20 protein-coding genes are annotated in these 17,789 nt (G+C 69.5%); 4 read left to right on the top strand and 16 right to left on the bottom strand.

What is annotated here, in order from left to right; genetic code table 11:
- Positions 1 to 29 precede the first annotated feature (29 nt).
- The 8 genes from tolB to NPJ82_RS02285 all read right to left on the bottom strand — a co-directional run bounded on the left by tolB (position 30) and on the right by NPJ82_RS02285 (position 7,624).
- On the bottom strand, positions 30 to 1,439 hold the full coding sequence (tolB, locus tag NPJ82_RS02320) for a Tol-Pal system beta propeller repeat protein TolB (protein ID WP_342658214.1): 1,410 nt from the start codon (positions 1,437 to 1,439) through the stop codon (positions 30 to 32).
- A gap of 11 nt (positions 1,440 to 1,450) precedes the next feature.
- Complete coding sequence (locus tag NPJ82_RS02315) at positions 1,451 to 2,452, bottom strand: cell envelope biogenesis protein TolA (RefSeq protein ID WP_112381876.1); 1,002 nt, start codon at positions 2,450 to 2,452, stop codon at positions 1,451 to 1,453.
- Complete coding sequence (gene tolR, locus NPJ82_RS02310; protein ID WP_342658213.1) at positions 2,452 to 2,895, bottom strand: protein TolR; 444 nt, start codon at positions 2,893 to 2,895, stop codon at positions 2,452 to 2,454. Before tolR ends, NPJ82_RS02315 begins: the two co-directional genes overlap by 1 nt.
- Positions 2,896 to 2,907: 12 nt before the next feature.
- Entirely contained in the window at positions 2,908 to 3,600 is a 693-nt protein-coding gene (gene tolQ / locus NPJ82_RS02305; RefSeq protein WP_112381874.1) for a protein TolQ, read from the bottom strand.
- Positions 3,597 to 4,067: a tol-pal system-associated acyl-CoA thioesterase gene (gene ybgC, locus NPJ82_RS02300; RefSeq protein ID WP_112381873.1), complete on the bottom strand. Its 471-nt coding sequence runs from the start codon at positions 4,065 to 4,067 to the stop codon at positions 3,597 to 3,599. Before ybgC ends, tolQ begins: the two co-directional genes overlap by 4 nt.
- Positions 4,068 to 4,146: 79 nt before the next feature.
- Positions 4,147 to 4,968 carry a hypothetical protein gene (locus tag NPJ82_RS02295; protein ID WP_342658212.1) on the bottom strand — a complete coding sequence of 274 codons (822 nt, stop codon included), beginning with the start codon at positions 4,966 to 4,968 and terminating at the stop codon, positions 4,147 to 4,149.
- A gap of 100 nt (positions 4,969 to 5,068) precedes the next feature.
- Positions 5,069 to 6,106 (bottom strand): nitronate monooxygenase, encoded by a 1,038-nt coding sequence (locus tag NPJ82_RS02290; RefSeq protein WP_342658211.1) that lies wholly within the window; start codon positions 6,104 to 6,106, stop codon positions 5,069 to 5,071.
- A 255-nt stretch (positions 6,107 to 6,361) separates the two neighbouring features.
- On the bottom strand, positions 6,362 to 7,624 hold the full coding sequence (locus tag NPJ82_RS02285; RefSeq protein WP_149682309.1) for an aspartate kinase: 1,263 nt from the start codon (positions 7,622 to 7,624) through the stop codon (positions 6,362 to 6,364).
- Between the two features lie 53 nt (positions 7,625 to 7,677).
- Between NPJ82_RS02285 and ubiG the strand changes: the two genes are divergently transcribed.
- The 3 genes from ubiG to NPJ82_RS02270 are packed head-to-tail and all read left to right on the top strand — an operon-like array spanning position 7,678 to position 10,186.
- Complete coding sequence (ubiG, locus tag NPJ82_RS02280; RefSeq protein ID WP_342658210.1) at positions 7,678 to 8,418, top strand: bifunctional 2-polyprenyl-6-hydroxyphenol methylase/3-demethylubiquinol 3-O-methyltransferase UbiG; 741 nt, start codon at positions 7,678 to 7,680, stop codon at positions 8,416 to 8,418.
- Between the two features lie 2 nt (positions 8,419 to 8,420).
- Positions 8,421 to 9,869: a DUF2029 domain-containing protein gene (locus NPJ82_RS02275; RefSeq protein WP_342658209.1), complete on the top strand. Its 1,449-nt coding sequence runs from the start codon at positions 8,421 to 8,423 to the stop codon at positions 9,867 to 9,869.
- A gap of 17 nt (positions 9,870 to 9,886) precedes the next feature.
- Complete coding sequence (locus NPJ82_RS02270; RefSeq protein ID WP_112381868.1) at positions 9,887 to 10,186, top strand: hypothetical protein; 300 nt, start codon at positions 9,887 to 9,889, stop codon at positions 10,184 to 10,186.
- Here NPJ82_RS02270 and NPJ82_RS02265 read toward each other — a convergent pair.
- The 3 genes from NPJ82_RS02265 to NPJ82_RS02255 are packed head-to-tail and all read right to left on the bottom strand — an operon-like array spanning position 10,111 to position 12,803.
- The gene (locus NPJ82_RS02265; RefSeq protein WP_342658208.1) at positions 10,111 to 11,355 is read right to left on the bottom strand and encodes a glycosyltransferase; all 1,245 of its coding nucleotides are present in this window, start codon (positions 11,353 to 11,355) and stop codon (positions 10,111 to 10,113) included. The two genes, NPJ82_RS02270 and NPJ82_RS02265, sit on opposite strands and share 76 nt — an antisense overlap.
- A gap of 15 nt (positions 11,356 to 11,370) precedes the next feature.
- Positions 11,371 to 11,892 carry a DUF2141 domain-containing protein gene (locus tag NPJ82_RS02260; RefSeq protein ID WP_112381866.1) on the bottom strand — a complete coding sequence of 174 codons (522 nt, stop codon included), beginning with the start codon at positions 11,890 to 11,892 and terminating at the stop codon, positions 11,371 to 11,373.
- Positions 11,889 to 12,803, bottom strand: coding sequence for a hypothetical protein (locus NPJ82_RS02255; RefSeq protein WP_112381865.1), 915 nt, complete (start codon positions 12,801 to 12,803; stop codon positions 11,889 to 11,891). The genes NPJ82_RS02260 and NPJ82_RS02255 overlap by 4 nt, the downstream gene beginning before the upstream one ends.
- A 183-nt stretch (positions 12,804 to 12,986) precedes the next feature.
- Between NPJ82_RS02255 and NPJ82_RS02250 the strand changes: the two genes are divergently transcribed.
- On the top strand, positions 12,987 to 14,021 hold the full coding sequence (locus NPJ82_RS02250; RefSeq protein WP_342658207.1) for a glycosyltransferase: 1,035 nt from the start codon (positions 12,987 to 12,989) through the stop codon (positions 14,019 to 14,021).
- Here the strand turns inward: NPJ82_RS02250 and NPJ82_RS02245 are convergent.
- The 5 genes from NPJ82_RS02245 to pyrE are packed head-to-tail and all read right to left on the bottom strand — an operon-like array spanning position 13,992 to position 17,776.
- Positions 13,992 to 15,086, bottom strand: coding sequence for an AI-2E family transporter (locus NPJ82_RS02245; protein ID WP_342658206.1), 1,095 nt, complete (start codon positions 15,084 to 15,086; stop codon positions 13,992 to 13,994). The two genes, NPJ82_RS02250 and NPJ82_RS02245, sit on opposite strands and share 30 nt — an antisense overlap.
- On the bottom strand, positions 15,083 to 16,060 hold the full coding sequence (gene lepB / locus NPJ82_RS02240) for a signal peptidase I (RefSeq protein ID WP_342658205.1): 978 nt from the start codon (positions 16,058 to 16,060) through the stop codon (positions 15,083 to 15,085). Before lepB ends, NPJ82_RS02245 begins: the two co-directional genes overlap by 4 nt.
- Positions 16,057 to 16,467, bottom strand: a complete 411-nt coding sequence (gene acpS, locus NPJ82_RS02235; protein ID WP_112381861.1) for a holo-ACP synthase — start codon at positions 16,465 to 16,467, stop codon at positions 16,057 to 16,059. Before acpS ends, lepB begins: the two co-directional genes overlap by 4 nt.
- A complete protein-coding gene (locus NPJ82_RS02230; RefSeq protein ID WP_342658204.1) occupies positions 16,464 to 17,192 on the bottom strand; it encodes a pyridoxine 5'-phosphate synthase in 729 nt (242 codons plus the stop codon). Before NPJ82_RS02230 ends, acpS begins: the two co-directional genes overlap by 4 nt.
- Positions 17,192 to 17,776 carry an orotate phosphoribosyltransferase gene (gene pyrE / locus NPJ82_RS02225; RefSeq protein WP_112381859.1) on the bottom strand — a complete coding sequence of 195 codons (585 nt, stop codon included), beginning with the start codon at positions 17,774 to 17,776 and terminating at the stop codon, positions 17,192 to 17,194. The genes NPJ82_RS02230 and pyrE overlap by 1 nt, the downstream gene beginning before the upstream one ends.
- Between the last annotated feature and the right edge of the window lie 13 nt (positions 17,777 to 17,789).

The following is a 17,789-nucleotide window of genomic DNA, read 5'->3' as shown; positions in this document are numbered from 1 at the left end:
CGCTCCGCTACCCTTTTGGGACGCGGTGTTCAGGGCCTCAGCGGCCCCCAGGCGGGGTCGGACCCGTCCAGCGGGGTCGGAATGCGGCGCTCGTTGACCCCGGTCAGGTCGACCATCCACAGATCCGCCTTGCCCGAGCTTCCCCGGCCCGAGCGATAAAAGGTGATGACGCGCCCGTTCGGCGACCAGCTCGGCCCTTCGTCCTGCCAGCTATTGGTCAACAGCTTCTCGCCACCGCCGGTCGGGCTCATGATCCCCACCCGAAACGCGCCGGCGATCTTGGTGAAGGCGATCAAATCGCCGCGCGGGCTCCAAACCGGCGTGGCATAGCGGCCGCCGCCGAAGCTGATCCGCTGCTGGTTCGACCCATCCGCGTTCATCACATAGATTTGCTGCCCGCCGGAACGGTCGCTTTCGAATACGATCTTCGATCCGTCGGGCGAATAGCTGCCGCCGGTATCGATGCCGGGCGCATTGGTCAGCCGCTGCGGCGTGCCGCCTTGCGCGGACACGCGGTAGATATCGGTGTTACCGCCCTGCGCCATCGAGAACAGGATCCAGCGACCATCGGGCGAGAAGCGCGGCGCAAAGGTCGTCGACGCGTTCTGCACCACCAGCCGCTGCCGCCCCGATCCGATGTCATAGACATAGATGGCCGGCCGCTTGTCGACATAGGACATGTAGACGATCGACTGCTGGTTGGGCGCAAAGCGCGGGGTCAGCACGATCGACTGGCCGTTGGTCAGGAAGCGGTGGTTGGCCCCGTCCTGATCCATGATCGCCAGCCGCTTGATGCGCCGCGCCTTGGGCCCCGTTTCCGAGACATAGACGACCCGGCTGTCGAAATACGGACCCTCGCCGGTCAGGCGGGTATAGATGGTATCCGCGCACTTATGCGCCGCGCGCCGCCAGTCGGACGGCGGCACGACGAAGCCCTGCCGGGTCAGCTCGGTCTGTGCCGACACGTCGTACAGGTAACAGCCGACGGTCAGGTTGCCGTCGCCGTTCGCGCGGATGAAACCCTGCACCAGCGCTTGTGCGCCCGTGCCGTTCCAGTAATCGAACGCGGGCGCCGTCACCTCCGGAAAGGACACGGTGCGAAGCTGCGCCGGCGGGATCGGCGTGAACAGGCCCGAATTGCGCAGGTCGTTCGCGATGATCTCGGAGAGTTGCCGGCCCAGCACGTCGGTGGTGCCCGCCGGGGTCTGCTGCACCGCATTGGTCGGCATCGTCGGGATCGCGATCGGCATCGGCGCGGAGATACCGCCGGTCACGTCCACCACCAGCGGCCCGCTCTGGTCGGCGGGCAACGCACCCGGTTGCTGCGGCGCGGCCTCCTGCGGCGCCGGGGCGGGGTCCTCCTGCGCCACCGCAGCGGAGGTGACGAGGGTCAGCGCCAGCGTCAGGCTGGCCACGGCACGAAGGGGCATGCGGATCATAAGGCTCATCCTCACCCAGGAAGCTTGTAACGCAAGTTGAAGTTACTCCAACCGCCTGGAACATCGTACAATTCTGCCGGCAACCCGCGCAGCGGCGAACAGCCCACGAACGTCGCCACCGCCAGGTCGTCGACGCGGTCGACATAACGGCGATTCTCGTCGTCCACGCCGTCGCGGCCGGTCACACGCGGGCGCGCCGCCAGGCTGCCGTCGCGGTTCAGGCGCAGGTTGATCGTCACGCGGATGCGCTCCGCCCCCGGCCCCGGCGTCACCTGCCGGTTCGCACAGGGCTGCACCTGCCGCAGGATCGCCGAGGCGATATTGGCCGCGGCCTGCGCGCCGATCTTGGCGGCACGCGGCGCCTCCGACTTGCTCGGCGACGGCTCGGCGGACATGCCCTTCAGGAAATCGTCACCCAGCCGGCTGCCGCGCGGTTTCGTTGCGGTCGCCGTTTCGCTCTTGCCGCTGCCGCGTGCCGGCGTCGCGGGCTTGGCCGGGGCCGCCTTGGGCGCCGCCGCCTGCTTGGCGGGCGCGGGTTTCGCAGGCGCCGGTGCTGCCGGTTTCTTCACCGGCGCGGGCTTTGGCTGCGGCGCCGCCTTTTCGGGCGCGGGTGCAGGCTTTTTCGGCTGCGGCCTGGGTTGCGGTGCCGGTTTGGGCTTCGGCTGCGGCTTGGGCGGGGCGGGCACCGGCTTGGGTTCCGGTTTCGGCGGTGCCGGCTGCGGCTTGGGCGGTGCCGGGGCCGGCGGCGTGGGTTCGGGCTCCGCTTCGGCAGGCTCGGGCGGGGCTGCGTCCTCGGGCTCGCCTTCCTCGGGCGCGATCGACTGGGCCGGCGCCTCCACCGCCTGTGGCGCCTCGGCCTCCAGCGCGACGTCCTTGACCAGCGAGATGTCGATCGGCTGGACCTTCAGCTTTTCCGGGTTCGGCGTCGACAGGAAGCCGACCGACAACAGGCCGAAGAGCACCAGGTGCCCCGCAACCGCAACGCCCAGCCCTATGCGCTCGGCCCGGTCCATCAGCGGGCCTCGCCCCCCTCCACCGTCACCAGCGAGACGCGGTTCAGCCCGGCGCGGTTCAGCTCGCCCATCACCCGCATCACCCGGCCATAATCCAGCCCCCGGTCGGCGCGCAGGAAGATCTGCGGCGGCTGCCCGCCCTCCGGCGCGCGCGCGGCGATATCGGCCAGCCTGGCGGGCAGGTCGCCCTCGCTCACCTCGTCCTCGCCCAGAAAGGTGCGCCCCGTCTCGTCCAGCGAGAGCTGCACCGGCTCCTGGTCCTGTTCCAGCGCCTTGGCGCGGCTGTCGGGCAGATTCACCGGCACGCCCGCGGTCAGCAGCGGCGCGGTCACCATGAAGATGATCAGCAGCACCAGCATCACGTCGACCAGCGGCGTGACGTTGATCTCCGCCATCGGCGCCTTGCGCCCCCGGCCGGAGCGCGAAGGGAGGTTCATCGCCACCGTGCCGCCCCCTTACCGCGAACCGTCCAGCTGCCGGCTCAGCGTCGTGTGGAAGCCATCGGCAAAGCGGTTCAGCCCCGCCTCGATCCGGTTCACGCCGTGGCTGAACCGGTTATAGGCGATCACCGCCGGGATGGCGGCGAACAGCCCGATCGCGGTCGCGAACAAGGCCTCGGCGATGCCCGGCGCCACCACCGCCAGCGACGAGTTCTGCGCCTGCGCGATACCGGTGAAGCTGCGCATGATGCCCCAGACGGTGCCGAACAGCCCGACGAACGGCGCCACCGACCCCACCGTCGCCAGCACGTTCAGCTTGTCGGACAGCGTGTCGATTTCGTTGGCGACCGCCGCCCCCATCGCGGTGGCCAGGCGCTCGCGCGTGCCCGACTTGTCGATCTGCCCGCTGGAGGTCGAGCGGCGCCATTCCTTGACGCCGGCGGCAAAGACCCGTGCGGAGGGCAGGTCGTTGCCCCCCTCGATCCGGTGAAAGGCGTCGATATCCTCCGCCTTCCAGAAATCGCGCTCGAACTTGGCCATGCCCTTGCGCGTCCGGCCCAGCCGGCGGGAGAAGGCGATAATGATCGTCCAGGTCCAGATGCTGGCGAGCAACAGGCCGAACATCACGGCCTTCACCACCCAGTCGGCCTGCAGGAACAGCGCAACCGGCGACAATGTGGCCGCATCCATGTTGAAGACGGGATTCATGGGTGTTGAGTGTCCCCTTGCCAGACGAGGCGTTGGTAGATGTCGGTCCAGGCGCGTGGCTGTCGCCGCGGACGCCCGTCGGACCCGACGAGCGCGACCGTGACGGTGCCTTGCGTCAGCACATGCTGGTCGCGCCTGACTGTCTGATGAATGACGACGCGCGCCGGGCTGACCATCTGCACCCGCGACACGATCAGCAGGGCATCGTCCAGCCGGGCGGGCGCGCGAAAACGCAGCGCGACATCGGCCACCGCATAGGCGCCCTCGCCGGCCTCGAACGTCGCACGCTGGTCGATCCCGGCCAGGCGCAGCATGTCGGATCGCGCCCGTTCCATGTAGCGCAGATAGTTGGCGTGATAGACCACGCCCGACAGGTCGGTATCCTCGAAATAGACGCGCACACCCAATCGGTGCTCCCGCCCCTCGAACCGCCCGCCCAGCGGCTGATCCTGCCCGCTCTCCTGCATAATGAGGCGGCTGTTAACCCAATGGCCGGACGGAAGGAAGCCGCTTGTCCGACCTTTCCTCCACAAGAGCCGCGGCGGATCACTCCATGCGGAAGATCGCGGGGTCGACCTCCAGACGTGGTGTGCGGACGGCGGGGGCCGGCGCCGACGGGGCGGAGAGCGAGGGTGCGGGCGCCGGCGCCGGCGTCGCCACCCGCGGTGCCGCGGCGGCGGATGTCGGCGCCGCCGCCGATGTCGCGATGACCAGCGGCGCGGCCGGCTCCGCCACCGGCGTCATGCTGCCCGTCCGCCATGCGTCATAGGCGCGGTAGAAATCGGTGAACGGCCGGTCCAGTTCGGGCAGCTTGGCGAGGGCGAACGCCCCCAACTGCCCGTCCGACACGGTGGCGCTTTCCGCCAGCACCTGCGTCGCCGCCGCGCAGAAACCGGCGCGCGCGGGCGTCTGCGAAAAGAAGTTGTAGAGCCGCGTCATCGTGTCGTCATACCGGTCGCGCCAGTCGCCGCCCCCCGCCTTGAACTCGGCGGACAGCCGCGTCTCGGCGGTGGCCAGCGTCTTCTTGTGCGTGGTCAGCAGCGCATTGTAGCGGGCGACATTGCCCGCCTCCTCCGCGCCGCGACACGCCAGCGCCGCGACGTTGAGGGCGGAGCGCAGATGCCACAGCGTCGCCGCCTCGCTCAGCGCGCGGTTCGGGGTCGGGTAGCTGCCATCGGCCAGGCGCACCGGGATGGTCATGCCCGGCGTCGCGCCCGGCGGCAGGCTGGGCCGTGCCGGTGGCGGGGCTGCGACCATGATCGGCGGCGGCGCGACCCTTGCCACCTCGCGCTGCCCGGCGCAGGCGGCCAGCGCCAGTCCCAGGGCGACCGGGGTCGCGCGTGTCAGAAATTGGCGGCTTGTCATCATCCCTGAATCCCTGGCGTCATCTTGCCGCCCCCGGCTTGCCCCCCACCATGGCGATTCGCGGTTAACGCGTCGTAACCTGTGCGATGAAACGCACGAGGTATCAGGCGGCGCGCGCCTGCAGCGCGGTTGCTGCCTCGGCCATCAGGTGCGCGATGATGTCGGCGATCGGCTCTTCCCTTGTCACCATGCCGACCGACTGGCCGGCCATCACCGACCCATGCTCGACATCGCCGTCGATCACCGCGCGGCGCAGCGCGCCCGCCCAGTAATGCTCGATCTGCAACTGCGCCTCGGCCATCGCCACGCTGCCCTCGTCCAGCAACAGCGCCACCTCGCGCTGCTTGGCGGTGAACAGCTCGCCACCGGCATTCTTCAGCGCGCGCACCGGGATAACCGGCAGGCGCGGATCGATCTGCACGCTCGCCACCGCGTCGCGGGCGGAGGCCCGGATGAACGCCTTCTTGAAATTGGGATGAGCGATCGATTCGGTGGCGCACACGAATCGCGTGCCGAGCTGCACGCCGGCCGCGCCCATGTCGAGATATCCGGCGATCGCCTCGCCGCGCCCGATCCCGCCCGCGACGAACACCGGCACGGCGCCCGCGATCTCGGGCAGCATCTCCTGCGCCAGCACGCTGGTCGATACCGGGCCGATATGGCCGCCGGCCTCCATCCCCTCGATCACCAGCGCATCAACGCCCGAGCGGATCAGCTTCTTGGCAAGGCTGAGTGCGGGCGCAAAGCAGATCACCTTGGCCCCCGTCGCCTTGATCGCCTCCAGCGACCCCTTGGGCGGCAGGCCGCCGGCCAGTACGACATGGCCGACCCGGTGGCGCCCGCAAATCTCAATCAGGTCGAACAGTTGCGGATGCATGGTGATCAGGTTCACGCCGAACGGCCGCTCGGTCAGCGCCTTCGTGCCCGCGATCTCCGCGTCCAGCAGCGCGGGCGTCATCGCCCCGCACGCGATCACGCCGAACCCGCCCGCATTCGACATCGCGGCGACCAGATGGCGCTCCGACACCCAGGACATGGCCCCCGCCATGATCGCCACGTCGGACCCGAGGAATTCGGCCCCGCGCGCCATGCGGGTGGCCAGGCGCTGTTCGCCGGTATTGATGGTGAGCGTATCGGTCATCGACGCTCCATGCCGTGGCGAGCACCACACGGCAAGATGGGGTTCACGCGAAGCCGCGAAGACGCGAAGACGCGAAGAGGAGACGCAAAGGACGCCGAGCGCTTTCACGCACGCCAGCGCATGCATTTTCGACCGGCCGTAACAGAGCGCGAGATAGCGGCCGAAACCGCCATCCCCGCGCCTCCGCGCGAACAAAAATCTTCGCGGCTTCGCGCCTTCGCGTGAACCAGAAAGCCCGAAGAGAGATGAACCGCCTTATGCCGCCTCGGCATCCAGCCCATAGGCGGTGTGCAGCACGCGCACCGCCAGTTCGGTATAATCCTCCTCGATCAGCACGCTCACCTTGATCTCGGAGGTGGTGATGGCAAGGATGTTGATGCCCCGCGCACCCAGCGTCTGGAACATGGTCGAGGCGACGCCGGCATGGCTGCGCATGCCCACGCCCACCACCGAGATCTTGGCGACGCGCGTGTCGTGCACCAGCTTTTCGAAGCCGATGTCGCCGCGCGCCTTGTCCAGCACGTCCAGGCTGCGCGGCAGGTCGGCGGCGGGAACGGTAAAGGTCACGTCGGTCGAGGCCGCGTTGCCGGCGGTCGCATGCGCGATGTTCTGGACGATCATGTCCACGTTGATCCCCGCATCGGCCAGGGGCGCGAAGATCGCGCCGACCGAACCGGGTCGGTCGGGCACGGCGACCAGCGTGATCTTCGCTTCGTTCTTGTCGTGTGCGATGCCGGTGATGAGCTGGCGTTCCATGTCGTCGATTTCCTCCTCGCCCACGATCAGCGTGCCGCGATGTCCGTCTTCGTCCCGTGCGTCGTCGAACGAGCTCAAGACCCGCACGCGCACCTGTTCCTTCATCGCCAGCCCTACCGAGCGGGTCTGGAGCACCTTGGCCCCCACGCTCGCCAGTTCCAGCATTTCCTCATACGTCACCTTGGACAACTTGCGCGCCCGGGGCACGATGCGCGGATCGGTCGTATAGACGCCGTCGACATCGGTGTAGATGTCGCAACGCTCCGCCTTCATCGCCGCCGCGACCGCGACTGCCGAGGTGTCCGATCCGCCGCGGCCCAGCGTCGTCACCCGGTTGTCCTCGGCCACGCCCTGGAATCCGGGGATCACCGCCACTTCGCCCGCGTCCAGGCTCCGGTCCAGCGCGTCGGTGTCGATCGTCCCGATCCGCGCCTTGGCGAAGGCGCTGTCGGTATGGATCGGCAATTGCCAGCCCAGCCACGACCGCGCCGGCACGCCCATCGCCTGCAGGGTGATCGCCAGCAGCCCGCTGGTGATCTGCTCGCCGGCGGAGACCACCACGTCATATTCGCGCGGGTCGTACAGCGAGGATGCCTCGCGGCAGAACCCGACCAGCCGGTCCGTCTCGCCCGCCATCGCCGACACGACGACCGCGACCTGATTGCCCGCCTCGACCTCGCGTTTCACCCGCGCCGCCACGTTACGGATGCGCTCGATCCCGGCCATCGACGTGCCGCCGAACTTCATCACGATACGTGCCATGGGCGCTTGCCATTCTCCTTGGGGTAAAACGGCGGCCCTGATAGGTAGCCGCCATGACGAACGCAAGCGACACGATCGAATCTACCATAAATGCCGCCGAGGCCGCACATTTCGGAAAGATGGCGGCCGACTGGTGGGACCCCAGGGGATCGAGCGCGATGCTGCACCGGCTCAATCCGCCGCGCCTCGCCTATATCCGCGAACAGGTCGATCTGCACTGGAACGCCGACGGCACCGGCTTCACCCCGCTTGCCGGGCGCACGGCGCTCGATGTCGGGTGCGGCGCCGGGCTGCTTGCCGAACCGCTCGCCCGGCTGGGTGCCGCCGTCACCGGCCTCGACGCCGCGCCCGAGAATATCGCGGTGGCCGAGATACATGCCGCGCAAGGCGGCCTCGCCATCGATTACCGCGCCGGCAGCGTCGAGTCCCTGCGCGACCAGCGTTTCGATCTCGTCACCTGTCTGGAGGTGATCGAGCATGTCGAGGACCCGGCCCGCTTCGTTCGCGGCCTGGCCGACGCGCTGGCGGAGGACGGTCTGCTGATCCTCTCCACGCCCAACCGCACGCCGGTGTCGCGCCTCGCGATGATCACGCTCGCCGAAGGGTTCGGTGCGATCCCGCGCGGCACGCATGACTGGAACAAGTTCCTGACCCCCGACGAGTTGACCGCGCTGTTCGAGGATGCCGGCCTGCGGGTCCGCGACGTGCGCGGCCTCGCCTTCACGCCGTCGCGCGGCTTTGCGTTGAGCGATTCGACCGCGCTCGACTATTTCCTGACCGCCACCCGGGCCTGACGGTGCGCGTCGCCCCTGCCGGTGCGCCCGTCCCGGCGCGCCGGCTGCTGCCATGGGCGCTGCTCGCCGCGGTGCTGATGGGCCTGACGCTCACCCGCACGGTCGATCACGACGAAAGCCAATATGTCGCGGCAACCGTGCTCGCCGCGCACGGCCTGATGCCGTATCGCGATTTCGCCTATCTTCAGGGCCCTTTGCAGCCGCTGCTGTTCGCGCCCATCGCCTGGGCCGCGGGGGCATGGACCTGGCCGGCGCTACGCCTCGTCAACGCATTGCTCGGCGGCCTCACCATCGCCTTCGTCCACCGCGCCGCGCGTCGCCTGGGTGCCGCCCCCCGCGCCGCCGCGGCGGCCGCCGGGCTGATGCTGTGCTGCGACATCCTGCTCTTCTCCATCGGCGTCGCGCGCAACGACGCGCTGCCCGCCGCCCTCTTCGCCGCCGCGCTGGTCGTGATGACACGGCTGCGCGGCGGGGCGGCGACGCGAGGAAGCGCGCTGCTTACCGGCCTGCTGCTCGGCGCCGCCGCCGCGGCCAAGGTCAGCTATGCGCTCCCCGCCATCGCGTACGGCGTGTGGGCGCTTGCCGCGCCCCGCCGCCACCGGCCGCTCTGGCTGATCCTCGGCGCGGTTCCGCCTGCGCTGCTCGTCGCCTGGTGCTGGTGGACCGCGCCGGAGGGATTCCTGTTCGGCGTCTTCCACTTTCCCGCCGACGCGCCCGCTGAATATTATGCGGGTCACCCGTGGAAGCTGTCGCTGGCGGCGAAACTGATCGACTCGCTCAAGTTTTTGGCCCTCGGCCCCGCGCTTGTCGCGCTCGCCTTCGTCATTGGCCGCGGGCGGATGCGTGCGCTGGCGCCGCTGCTGTTCGCGTGCGCGGTGGCGGCACTCGCCCCGCAGCCGACCTGGCGGCAATATTGGCTGCCCTTCCTGCCGCCGCTGTTCATCGCGCTGGCGCTCGCCTGGCATCGCCGCCCGCCGGGCCGCAACTGGCGGATCGCGTTCGGCATCACCGCCGCCGCCGGGCTCGCCCCCAGCGTCGCCGCGCTCGTCACCGCGAATGGCATGTCGCTGGCAGAGGCGATGCGCACCTCCGCCGCGATCCGCGCCACCATGGACCGCGCGGGCGTCACCGGCCCCGTCGCCACCCTCTCTCCGCAATTCCTACCCGCGACCGGACGCCTGCCCGATGCCGACTTCGCTACCGGCCCCTTCTACTTCCGCAGCCGACATCTGCTCGATCCCGCCGCGGAAAGCCGGCTCCACCTGCTCAGCCATGCCCGGCCCCATTTATCCGCGCAATGGGCACTCGTCGGCGGCGAAGGCCCCCGGACCAGCGGCAATCCTGATCTCGATGCGGCGCTCGCCCGCGCCGCCGGCGGGCCGCGCACGCCCGTTCCCGGCACCGCCTTCCAACTCGTCCGCGTGGAACAGCCGCCCTCCCGCACCCGTTAAGGGACAAGGAGATAGCTATGACCGACCGCGACATCCCACCCGAAGCCGGCAAGCGCCCGCCCTTTGCCAAGCCCGAACCGCCGCTCGGCGCGATCGGCACCGGCAAGGGCTATTCGGGCCAGGAATATGACAGCGCCGGCCAGGCCGAATGGCGCGCCGGTCAGGATGCACAGGCGGTCGCGCCGGAGGGGATCGTGCGTGGCAGCGGCACCGCCGCCGGTGGCGGTGCACCGGGCGAGGATTACGACCCCAACACGCCGGGCGCCGCCGACGAAAGCCCGCAGGCCGGCGCCGGCCCGGATCGCCGCCCGACCTGACCCGCCACGCGCCGGCCGAGCGCCTGCGCATAATAGGCCATCAGTTCCTCGGCATGCTCGCGGTCGCTGCGCACCGTCGTCGCGACCGCGGCCGCCGCCTGGCGAAGCGCGGGCCGGTCCCGCGCATAAAGCCGCCCGATCGCCGCCGCACAGGCCAGCGGGTCGCGCGCGGCATATAGTTCCGCGCACGCCGAATCGGCAACCTCCGCACACCCGCCCGTATCCGGCACGATCAGCGGCAGGCCGGAGGCCATCGCCTCGCACGCCACCAGCCCGAACGGCTCGGCCTCGGCACCATGGATCAGCGCATCGGCGCTTGCCATGATCCGCGCCAGCCGCTCGCGGTCATATACCGGCCGGAACAGCCGGATATGCGGCGATCCGGCGGCCCGCGCCTCCAGCCGGGCGCTGTCGTTGCCCGTGCCGATCTGGATCAGCCCCACCGGCAGCGTCGTGCCTGCGCGCAGCACGGCGTCGATCACCATCGCCCAGCGCTTCTCGGCATGGTGCCGCCCCAGCCCCAGCAGCAACAGGCCGTGTTCGGGCAGGTCGCACTGCGCGAGCAGGCACCGGCGCAACTCTTCATCGCGCAGCGTCGGCGAGAAATGCGCCCGCTCGATCCCCAGCGGCATCGCCGCATCGATCCGCACCCCGCGCGACCGCAGCCGCTTGTCCAGCGCCGGTCCGTTCGTCACCACCACGTCATAATGGTCGAGGAACCGGCCCATGTAGCGGCTGTACCAGGCAAAGGCGCGCTCGATCCGCGCCGGGCTCGCCAGCCCCTCGAACCAGCGCAACGGATAGGCCGCGACATTGTCGTTGTGCATGAAGAAGGATTTGAGCGCCCGGCCCTGCCACTGCCCGACGATCCATGCCGGCCGCCAGGGCGAGCAGCATTCCACCACGTCCGGCTGCAACCGGTCCAGCGCGGCATGGATGGGCGCGGCGTCCCAGAACAGTCCGTAATTGCGGTCGAACGGCATGCCCGGCGAGCGGATATATTCCACCCGGCCGCCGCCGGGTCGCGGCTCCACCCGGTCTTCCCGGCCCGGCGCCAGCACGATCAGTTCGTGCCCCATGTCCGCCAATATGCCGATCTTGCGATCGATATAGGTGCGCACGCCGCCACCCGCGGGCGAGTAGAATTCGTTGACATCGACGATGCGCAAGGGGGCGCCCTGGCCTCAGTCCGGATCGACCGGGCCGAAGCCGCCCAGCCCGCGCAAGTATTGCATGCGGATCGTCAGCGTGGTCACGCCCGGCCCGATCTGCACCACCGCCTGTTCCACCTTGGGCCGCCGCCGTCCGATCTTCTCCGCGCTGGCAAAGCCCGCGCCATCGCTCCAGAAGCTGAACTTGTTCTTGCCGTCGCGGTCATGCACCACCAGCAGCGCATAACGCCCCGCCTGGGGTACCCGCATGCACAGCGACGGATTGCCCGATGGCGGTGTCGGCGTCTGGATCCGGCGAAAGGTCTTGCCCTCCTTCAGCAGGTCGCGGTCGTCCTTCAGGAAATCGTCCTCGTTCGCCGGATACAGCTCCAGCTTCAGATTGCCCTTGCGATCCTTCAGGCCCTGCACATGGACCAGCACCGCCGGTCCCCGGTTGCCGGTGCACGCCGCGGCATCCGGCCCCGCCACCTGCGCGGCGGCACCCCCCGGTACCATCGCCGCCGCCAGCATCCCCAACCACCAAGCCTTCATCATCTGGACCTCGTCATCAGCGCGTGCAGACCGAACAGCGCGATCAGCACCACATGAACCAGCAGGGTCAGCGCGGCGGTAAACGCCACCAGCTCCGACAATGCCCGGTCCTGGCCGATCAGTATGATGGCGAAGTTGGCGAAAAGAAGGTCCTTGTTCGGCACCAGCGGCAGGCGCGACACCAGCAGGCGTCCCGCCGCCAGGAACAGCCACATGCCGATCGACACGTCGGGCAGCGCGAAATGCCAGGTCAGCGCGATCAGCACCGATCCCGCCAGCAGGCGCAGGCAATGCGCCCCGAACACCCACCACAGGAGCGGCCGATCGAGCGAGAAGACCTTTTTGGAAAAGATCAGGAAGGGCAGCGATGTCGCCATCACGATCGCGGTCGATCCCAGCACGGTGCGCATCTGGTCCGCACTCAACAGATAGCGCGCCAGCGGCAGCGCGATCACGATCATCAGCAGCGTGATCGCGTTGCCCGCGATCGCGGACAGGATGCTGACATCCTTCACCGCGCCGAACGGTGCTGCCACCATCCTGGCCCGCGCCCGCGCCCAGGCGTAGAAATACGCCTCGCCCGAATATCCGAACACCACCTCGTTCGCGATCCGCTTCTTGATGAGCGCGATCAGGCCGGATGGCGGAATGCCCCATAGCCGGCGAAAGATCAGATAGTCGCCGGTGGGCAGCGACATGTAGAGCGCGGCAAAGCACAGATAGAAGCGCGGGTCGCCCGGCACCGACCGGCCGAGCCCGGCCAGTCCCTGCCCCAGCAGCTCGCGCCCCAGCCCTGCGACCATCGCCAGCGTCAGCACCGCGCCGATCACCGCCGGCCAGCGCCGTTTCAGCGTCTTCAGCGGCTCCAGCCCGGCCAGATCGGCCGGCACATCCGCGATACGCTGCGATGTCATACGCCCGTTCCGATCAACAGAGTTCTTCACCAGGGTTCTGACCAACGCCTCATCGCTCGAAAGGGCGCGCGGAACCAGCGTGCCGTTACTGATGAAATGCGTCGTACGTGTGACCGCAAACGATCGCAATGGAGCGCCAGCGGACGATTGCCTCGCCATCTGGATGCCCCTAATCGCCAGACGATGCCGGCGCGCCATATCCTTACTTATGCTCAAGCACTTCGCGGCGGCGTGGAGCGCGCGCAGCTCCGCCTGGTGCGCGGATGGCTGGATGCCGGGCGCGACGTGACGTTGCTTTTGGGCGAGGAGGGGGGCGCCTTTTGGGGCGAGTTGCCCGAATCGCTTCGCCCGATTCGCCGCGGGCGGCTGGCGGTCGCGTTGCCCCGCACCGTCGCCGATCTGCGCCCGGACATCATCTTCTGCCCCGGCAACCATTATACCGGCCTTGCCGCCTGGACGCGCCTGCGCGTGGGGCGCGATTGCCCGCCGATCGTCGCCAAGATGTCGAACGCCTGCCACCGGCCGGACTTCGCCGCGCCCATGCGCTGGGGTCATGCCCGCTGGCTCGGCACCCACCGCCGCTTTCTGGACGGCCTTGTCGCGATGACCCCGGCGACTGCGGCGGAGGCGAGCGCCGCCACCGGCCTGCCCGCCATCGTCATCCCCAATCCCCCCGCCCCACCGCCGCCCGCCCGCTCACCGTTCGGGCAGCGCACGATCATCGGCGTCGGCCGGCTGGAGCCGCAAAAGCGCTGGGATCGCCTGATCGCCGCGCTGCCCGCGCTGGACGACGACGTGCGGCTCGTCATCCACGGCGAAGGCAGCCTGCGTCCCGCACTGGAGGCGCAGATCGCCCGCGCGGGGCTCCAACGCCGCGTGACCCTGCCCGGCCACACCGCCGATCCGCTGGCGGCGATGGCGGCCGCGCATGTCGTCGCGCTGGTCTCCGATTATGAAGGGGTGCCGGGCGTCCTGCGCGAGGCGCTGTCGGTCGGCCGCCCGGTCGTCGCCACCGATTCGTCCCCTGCGGTGGCGGAGATCGTCGCCACCCCCGCGCTCGGCACCATCGTCGGCCGCGACGACGCGCGCGCGCTCGCCGCTGCCTTACGCCACTGGCTCATGCCGGGCACGCGCCTTCCGCCACCCGTCGCCCCGCCCGGCCACGATGCGGCCGCACGTTATCTCGCCTTATTCGACCGGATCGTCGCTGCCCGCTGACCCGTCGCGCTCGTCCTCGCGCTCCGACGAGCGTTCCAGCGCGGTCTTGATCGCCGCGGTCATCGGGTCGGCCAGGGCCAGCCCCAATATCCCGAACAGCGCGCCCGCCATGATCTGTGCCCCCAGCGTCAGCGCCGGCGGGAGGTCCACCGTCTTCTTGGCGACGATGGGCAGCAGGACGTAGCCGTCGAACGTCTGCACGATCACATAGGTCCCGATCGCCCACAGCCCCGTGTCCACGCCCGACGAGAAGCCGACCGCGATCATCAGCGCGCCGCTGATAAAGGCGCCGATATTGGGGATGAACGCCAGCAGCCCGGTCAATATGCCCAGGATCATCGCCATCGGCACGCCGCCGATCATCAGGGCCACCCCGGTCAGCACCCCCTCGACCAGCATGCCCAGCAACCGCCCGGCGAGCAGCCGGCGCAGCACCCGGCCGACCCGTTCCAGCACCAGCCGGAACTCCGCCCGGTTCGCCCGCGGCACCATCCATTCCAGCCCGCGCTGATAGATGCGCGGGTCCATCGCCACGAACAGGCCGATGACCAGGATCATGAAGAAGGTGGTCAGCGCCCCCACCGCGGTGCCGACCCAGGAGGTGATGCGCCCGATCGATCCCATCGCCTGTCGCGCCAGCCCGCTGACGTCGGACGCGCCCGGCATGATGCCCTGCCGGTTCAGCCAGCCGGTCACCTTGTCCGCCTGCCCCTCCAGCGTGGAGCGGAGCTGCGTCACCTGCTGCGTCACCTCCACGCCCGTCAGGTAGAAGGTGCCGAGCAGGAACGCCACGGCGAGCAGGCATATGATCAGCAGCCGCCAGCCGCGCCCGATCGGCAGCACCCGGCCGAGCAGGCGCACGCCCCCGTCCAGCACCGCCGCGAACACCAGCCCGGCAAAGATGATCAGCAGCGGCTGGACCAGCAGCACGACCAGCGCCAGCGCGCCGGCAAGCCCGATCCAGATCGACGCGCGCTGCAATTCGCGCCGCGCGAACCCGCTGCGCCATTCCAGCGGCGCCGCCTCGTTCACGTCCGGCGCGCCCTTGGCCGGGCTGTCGGTCACGGCCTGGTCTCGACCGGGTGCAGCGACGTGCCCGCCCGGCCGGAGCGCAGCGATCCCCACCAGGTCAACGGGTTCAGCGTCGCGTCGCCGTCCAGGCTGAACGTCACGAACTCGGCCCGGCCGCCCAGATTTTCATAGGGCACCGCACCGCCCAGCCCCAGTTCGGACAGCGCGAAGCGGCTGTCGGCGGAACGGTCGCGATTGTCGCCCATCAGGAAGACATGATTGGCGGGGATGCGGATCGGCCCGTAATTGTCGCCCGGGCTCCACCCCAGTTCCACCGTGTCGTAGCGGCGGCCGTTCGGCAGCGTCTCGGTCACGATCGGCAGGTGGCACACCTCGGTGCCGTCGGCGCGGGTCACCCGCGCTTCCTCGCCATAATCCTCGGCCTTGCACGGGCTGTTGGTGTCGACGGGGATATCCTCGTAATGCACCGCACCGCGCCCCACCGGCCGGCCGTTCAGGATCACCGTGCCGTCGCGCACCTCCAGCCGGTCGCCCGGCAGGCCGATGACGCGCTTGATATAATCGTTGCGCGTGCCCGGCGGCGTCACGATCACCACATCGCCGCGCACCGGCAGCGATCCGAACAGACGCCCCTTGATGAAGGGCAGTTGCACCGACCAGCTATCCTCTGGCTGGCGCAGCACCAGCCCCTTGAAGATCGCCACCGGGTTCGGGATCGTCGGCGACACGAACGACCAGCCATAGGCGAATTTCGACACCACCAGCCGGTCGCCGACCTGCAGGCCCGGCAGCATTGATTCGGACGGGATGTAGAACGGCTTGGCGATGAAGCTGTGGAAGCCCAGCACGATCAGGATCAGCCAGAAGATCCCCTTCACCTCGCCCCACCAGTCGGTGCCGGTGCGCCGGTGCGCCTCGGACGGTGCCGCCTCCGGCGTGCCCGCCCCGGCCGGGCCTGCATCACCCGACTGGGGTGTCTGGTTGCCGTCCAACACCGCGTCCTTCATGGATTGGCTTCCGGTATCGCCTCGATAATCACGAAGGCCTGTGCCCAGGGATGATCGTCGGTCATGGTCAAGTGAATATGTGCGCCGTGGCCCGCAGGGATCAGCGCGTCAAGCCTCGCTTTCGCCCCCCCGGTCAGCGCCAGCGTAGGGGCCCCCGAGGGAGCGTTGACGACGCCGATGTCGCGCATGAACACGCCCGCGGCGAAGCCCGTGCCCACCGCCTTGGAAAACGCCTCCTTGGCCGCGAAGCGCTTGGCCAGCGTCCCCGCCCTGGTGAACGGCCGCCGCGCCGCGCGCGCCAGTTCCACTTGCGTGAACACACGGTTTTCGAACCGGGCGCCGAACCGCTCCAGCGAATGGGCGATCCGCTCGATCGAACACAGGTCCGATCCCAGCCCGATGATCACCGGGCCGCATCCATCTCGGCGCGCATCCGCTTCACCGCTTCGCCCAGCCCGGTGAACAGCGCCTCGCCGACCAGGAAATGCCCGATATTCAATTCGCGAATCTGCGGAATGGCGGCGATCGGCGCGACGTTGTCATAGGTCAGGCCGTGCCCGGCATGCACCTCGATGCCGTTCTTCGTCGCCAGCGCCGCGGCATCCGCCAGCCGACGCAGTTCCTCGGCCCGCGCCTCGCCCTCCAGTTCGGCATAGCGCCCGGTATGCAGCTCGACCACCGGCGCGCCCAGGCGGACCGCCGCCTCGATCTGGCGCGCATCGGGCTCGATGAACAGCGACACGCGGATGCGCGCGGCACCCAGTTCGCGCACCAGCGGCGCCAGGTGATCATGCTGCCCCGCCGCGTCCAGCCCGCCCTCGGTGGTGCGCTCCTCGCGCTTTTCGGGCACGATGCATGCGGCGTGCGGACGATGCTTCAGCGCGATGGCCAGCATCTCGTCGGTCGCCGCCATCTCCAGGTTGAGCGGAATGGTCAGCCCTTGCGACAGCCGCGCGATATCGTCGTCGGTGATGTGCCGCCGATCCTCGCGCAGATGCGCGGTGATCCCGTCCGCACCCGCCTCCGCCGCCAGCAGGGCCGCGCGTACCGGATCGGGATAGCCCGCCCCGCGCGCGTTCCTGACCGTGGCGACATGGTCGATATTGACCCCCAGGCGCAGATGCTCCGCCATCAGGCGGCGGCCCGGCTGCCCGGCTTGATCGCCGGGATCGCCGCCAGTTCCGGCGGCAGATGGTCGGGGTCGTAGGTCGGCACGTCCAGCCGGATCAGCGGAAAGAACGGCACGCCCAGGTCCGCCGTCCCGTTGGACCGGTCGACCAGCGCGCCCGCCGCGATCACCCGGCCGCCCGCCGCCTCGATCGCCACGATCGCCTCGCGCCCCGACAGGCCGGTCGTCACCACATCCTCCATCATCAGCACCTCCGTCCCCGGCTCCAGCCGGAAACCGCGACGCAGCTCGAACGTGCCGGTCGGCCGCTCCACGAACATCGCCTCCACCCCCAGCGCCCGGCCCATCTCGTGCCCGACGATCACGCCGCCCATCGCCGGCGACACCACCGCCGCGATACGCGCCTTCAGTTCGGCCGGGATCCGCTGGACCAGCGCCTCCGCCAGCCGCGCGCCGCGCCGCGGGTCCATCAACACCCGCGCACATTGCAGGTAACGTGACGAGCGCAAGCCGGACGACAGGATGAAATGCCCTTCCAGCAGCGCCTGTGCGGCACGGAATTCGGCCAGCACGTCGTCATCGGTCATCTTGGGGCTCCGG

This window comes from Sphingomonas sp. NY01 (assembly GCF_038809135.1).
GTDB lineage: Bacteria > Pseudomonadota > Alphaproteobacteria > Sphingomonadales > Sphingomonadaceae > Sphingomonas > Sphingomonas carotinifaciens.
Note: the sequence above shows the minus strand (reverse complement) of the source record. Positions and strands in the feature narration are given on the sequence as shown.

Bases quoted from the DNA above. Each gene is read 5' to 3' on its own strand.
- NPJ82_RS02230 (WP_342658204.1), bottom strand. From the start codon at position 17,192: ATGGCGGAGCATCTGCGCCTGGGGGTCAATATCGACCATGTCGCCACG.
- NPJ82_RS02295 (WP_342658212.1), bottom strand. From the start codon at position 4,968: ATGATGACAAGCCGCCAATTTCTGACACGCGCGACCCCGGTCGCCCTG.
- NPJ82_RS02315 (WP_112381876.1), bottom strand. From the start codon at position 2,452: ATGGACCGGGCCGAGCGCATAGGGCTGGGCGTTGCGGTTGCGGGGCAC.
- NPJ82_RS02270 (WP_112381868.1), top strand. From the start codon at position 9,887: ATGACCGACCGCGACATCCCACCCGAAGCCGGCAAGCGCCCGCCCTTT.
- tolQ (WP_112381874.1), bottom strand. From the start codon at position 3,600: ATGAATCCCGTCTTCAACATGGATGCGGCCACATTGTCGCCGGTTGCG.
- lepB (WP_342658205.1), bottom strand. From the start codon at position 16,060: ATGAAGGACGCGGTGTTGGACGGCAACCAGACACCCCAGTCGGGTGAT.
- tolB (WP_342658214.1), bottom strand. From the start codon at position 1,439: ATGATCCGCATGCCCCTTCGTGCCGTGGCCAGCCTGACGCTGGCGCTG.
- NPJ82_RS02250 (WP_342658207.1), top strand. From the start codon at position 12,987: ATGCCGGCGCGCCATATCCTTACTTATGCTCAAGCACTTCGCGGCGGC.
- NPJ82_RS02290 (WP_342658211.1), bottom strand. From the start codon at position 6,106: ATGACCGATACGCTCACCATCAATACCGGCGAACAGCGCCTGGCCACC.
- NPJ82_RS02285 (WP_149682309.1), bottom strand. From the start codon at position 7,624: ATGGCACGTATCGTGATGAAGTTCGGCGGCACGTCGATGGCCGGGATC.
- pyrE (WP_112381859.1), bottom strand. From the start codon at position 17,776: ATGACCGATGACGACGTGCTGGCCGAATTCCGTGCCGCACAGGCGCTG.
- ybgC (WP_112381873.1), bottom strand. From the start codon at position 4,067: ATGCAGGAGAGCGGGCAGGATCAGCCGCTGGGCGGGCGGTTCGAGGGG.
- NPJ82_RS02255 (WP_112381865.1), bottom strand. From the start codon at position 12,803: ATGACATCGCAGCGTATCGCGGATGTGCCGGCCGATCTGGCCGGGCTG.
- ubiG (WP_342658210.1), top strand. From the start codon at position 7,678: ATGACGAACGCAAGCGACACGATCGAATCTACCATAAATGCCGCCGAG.
- NPJ82_RS02260 (WP_112381866.1), bottom strand. From the start codon at position 11,892: ATGATGAAGGCTTGGTGGTTGGGGATGCTGGCGGCGGCGATGGTACCG.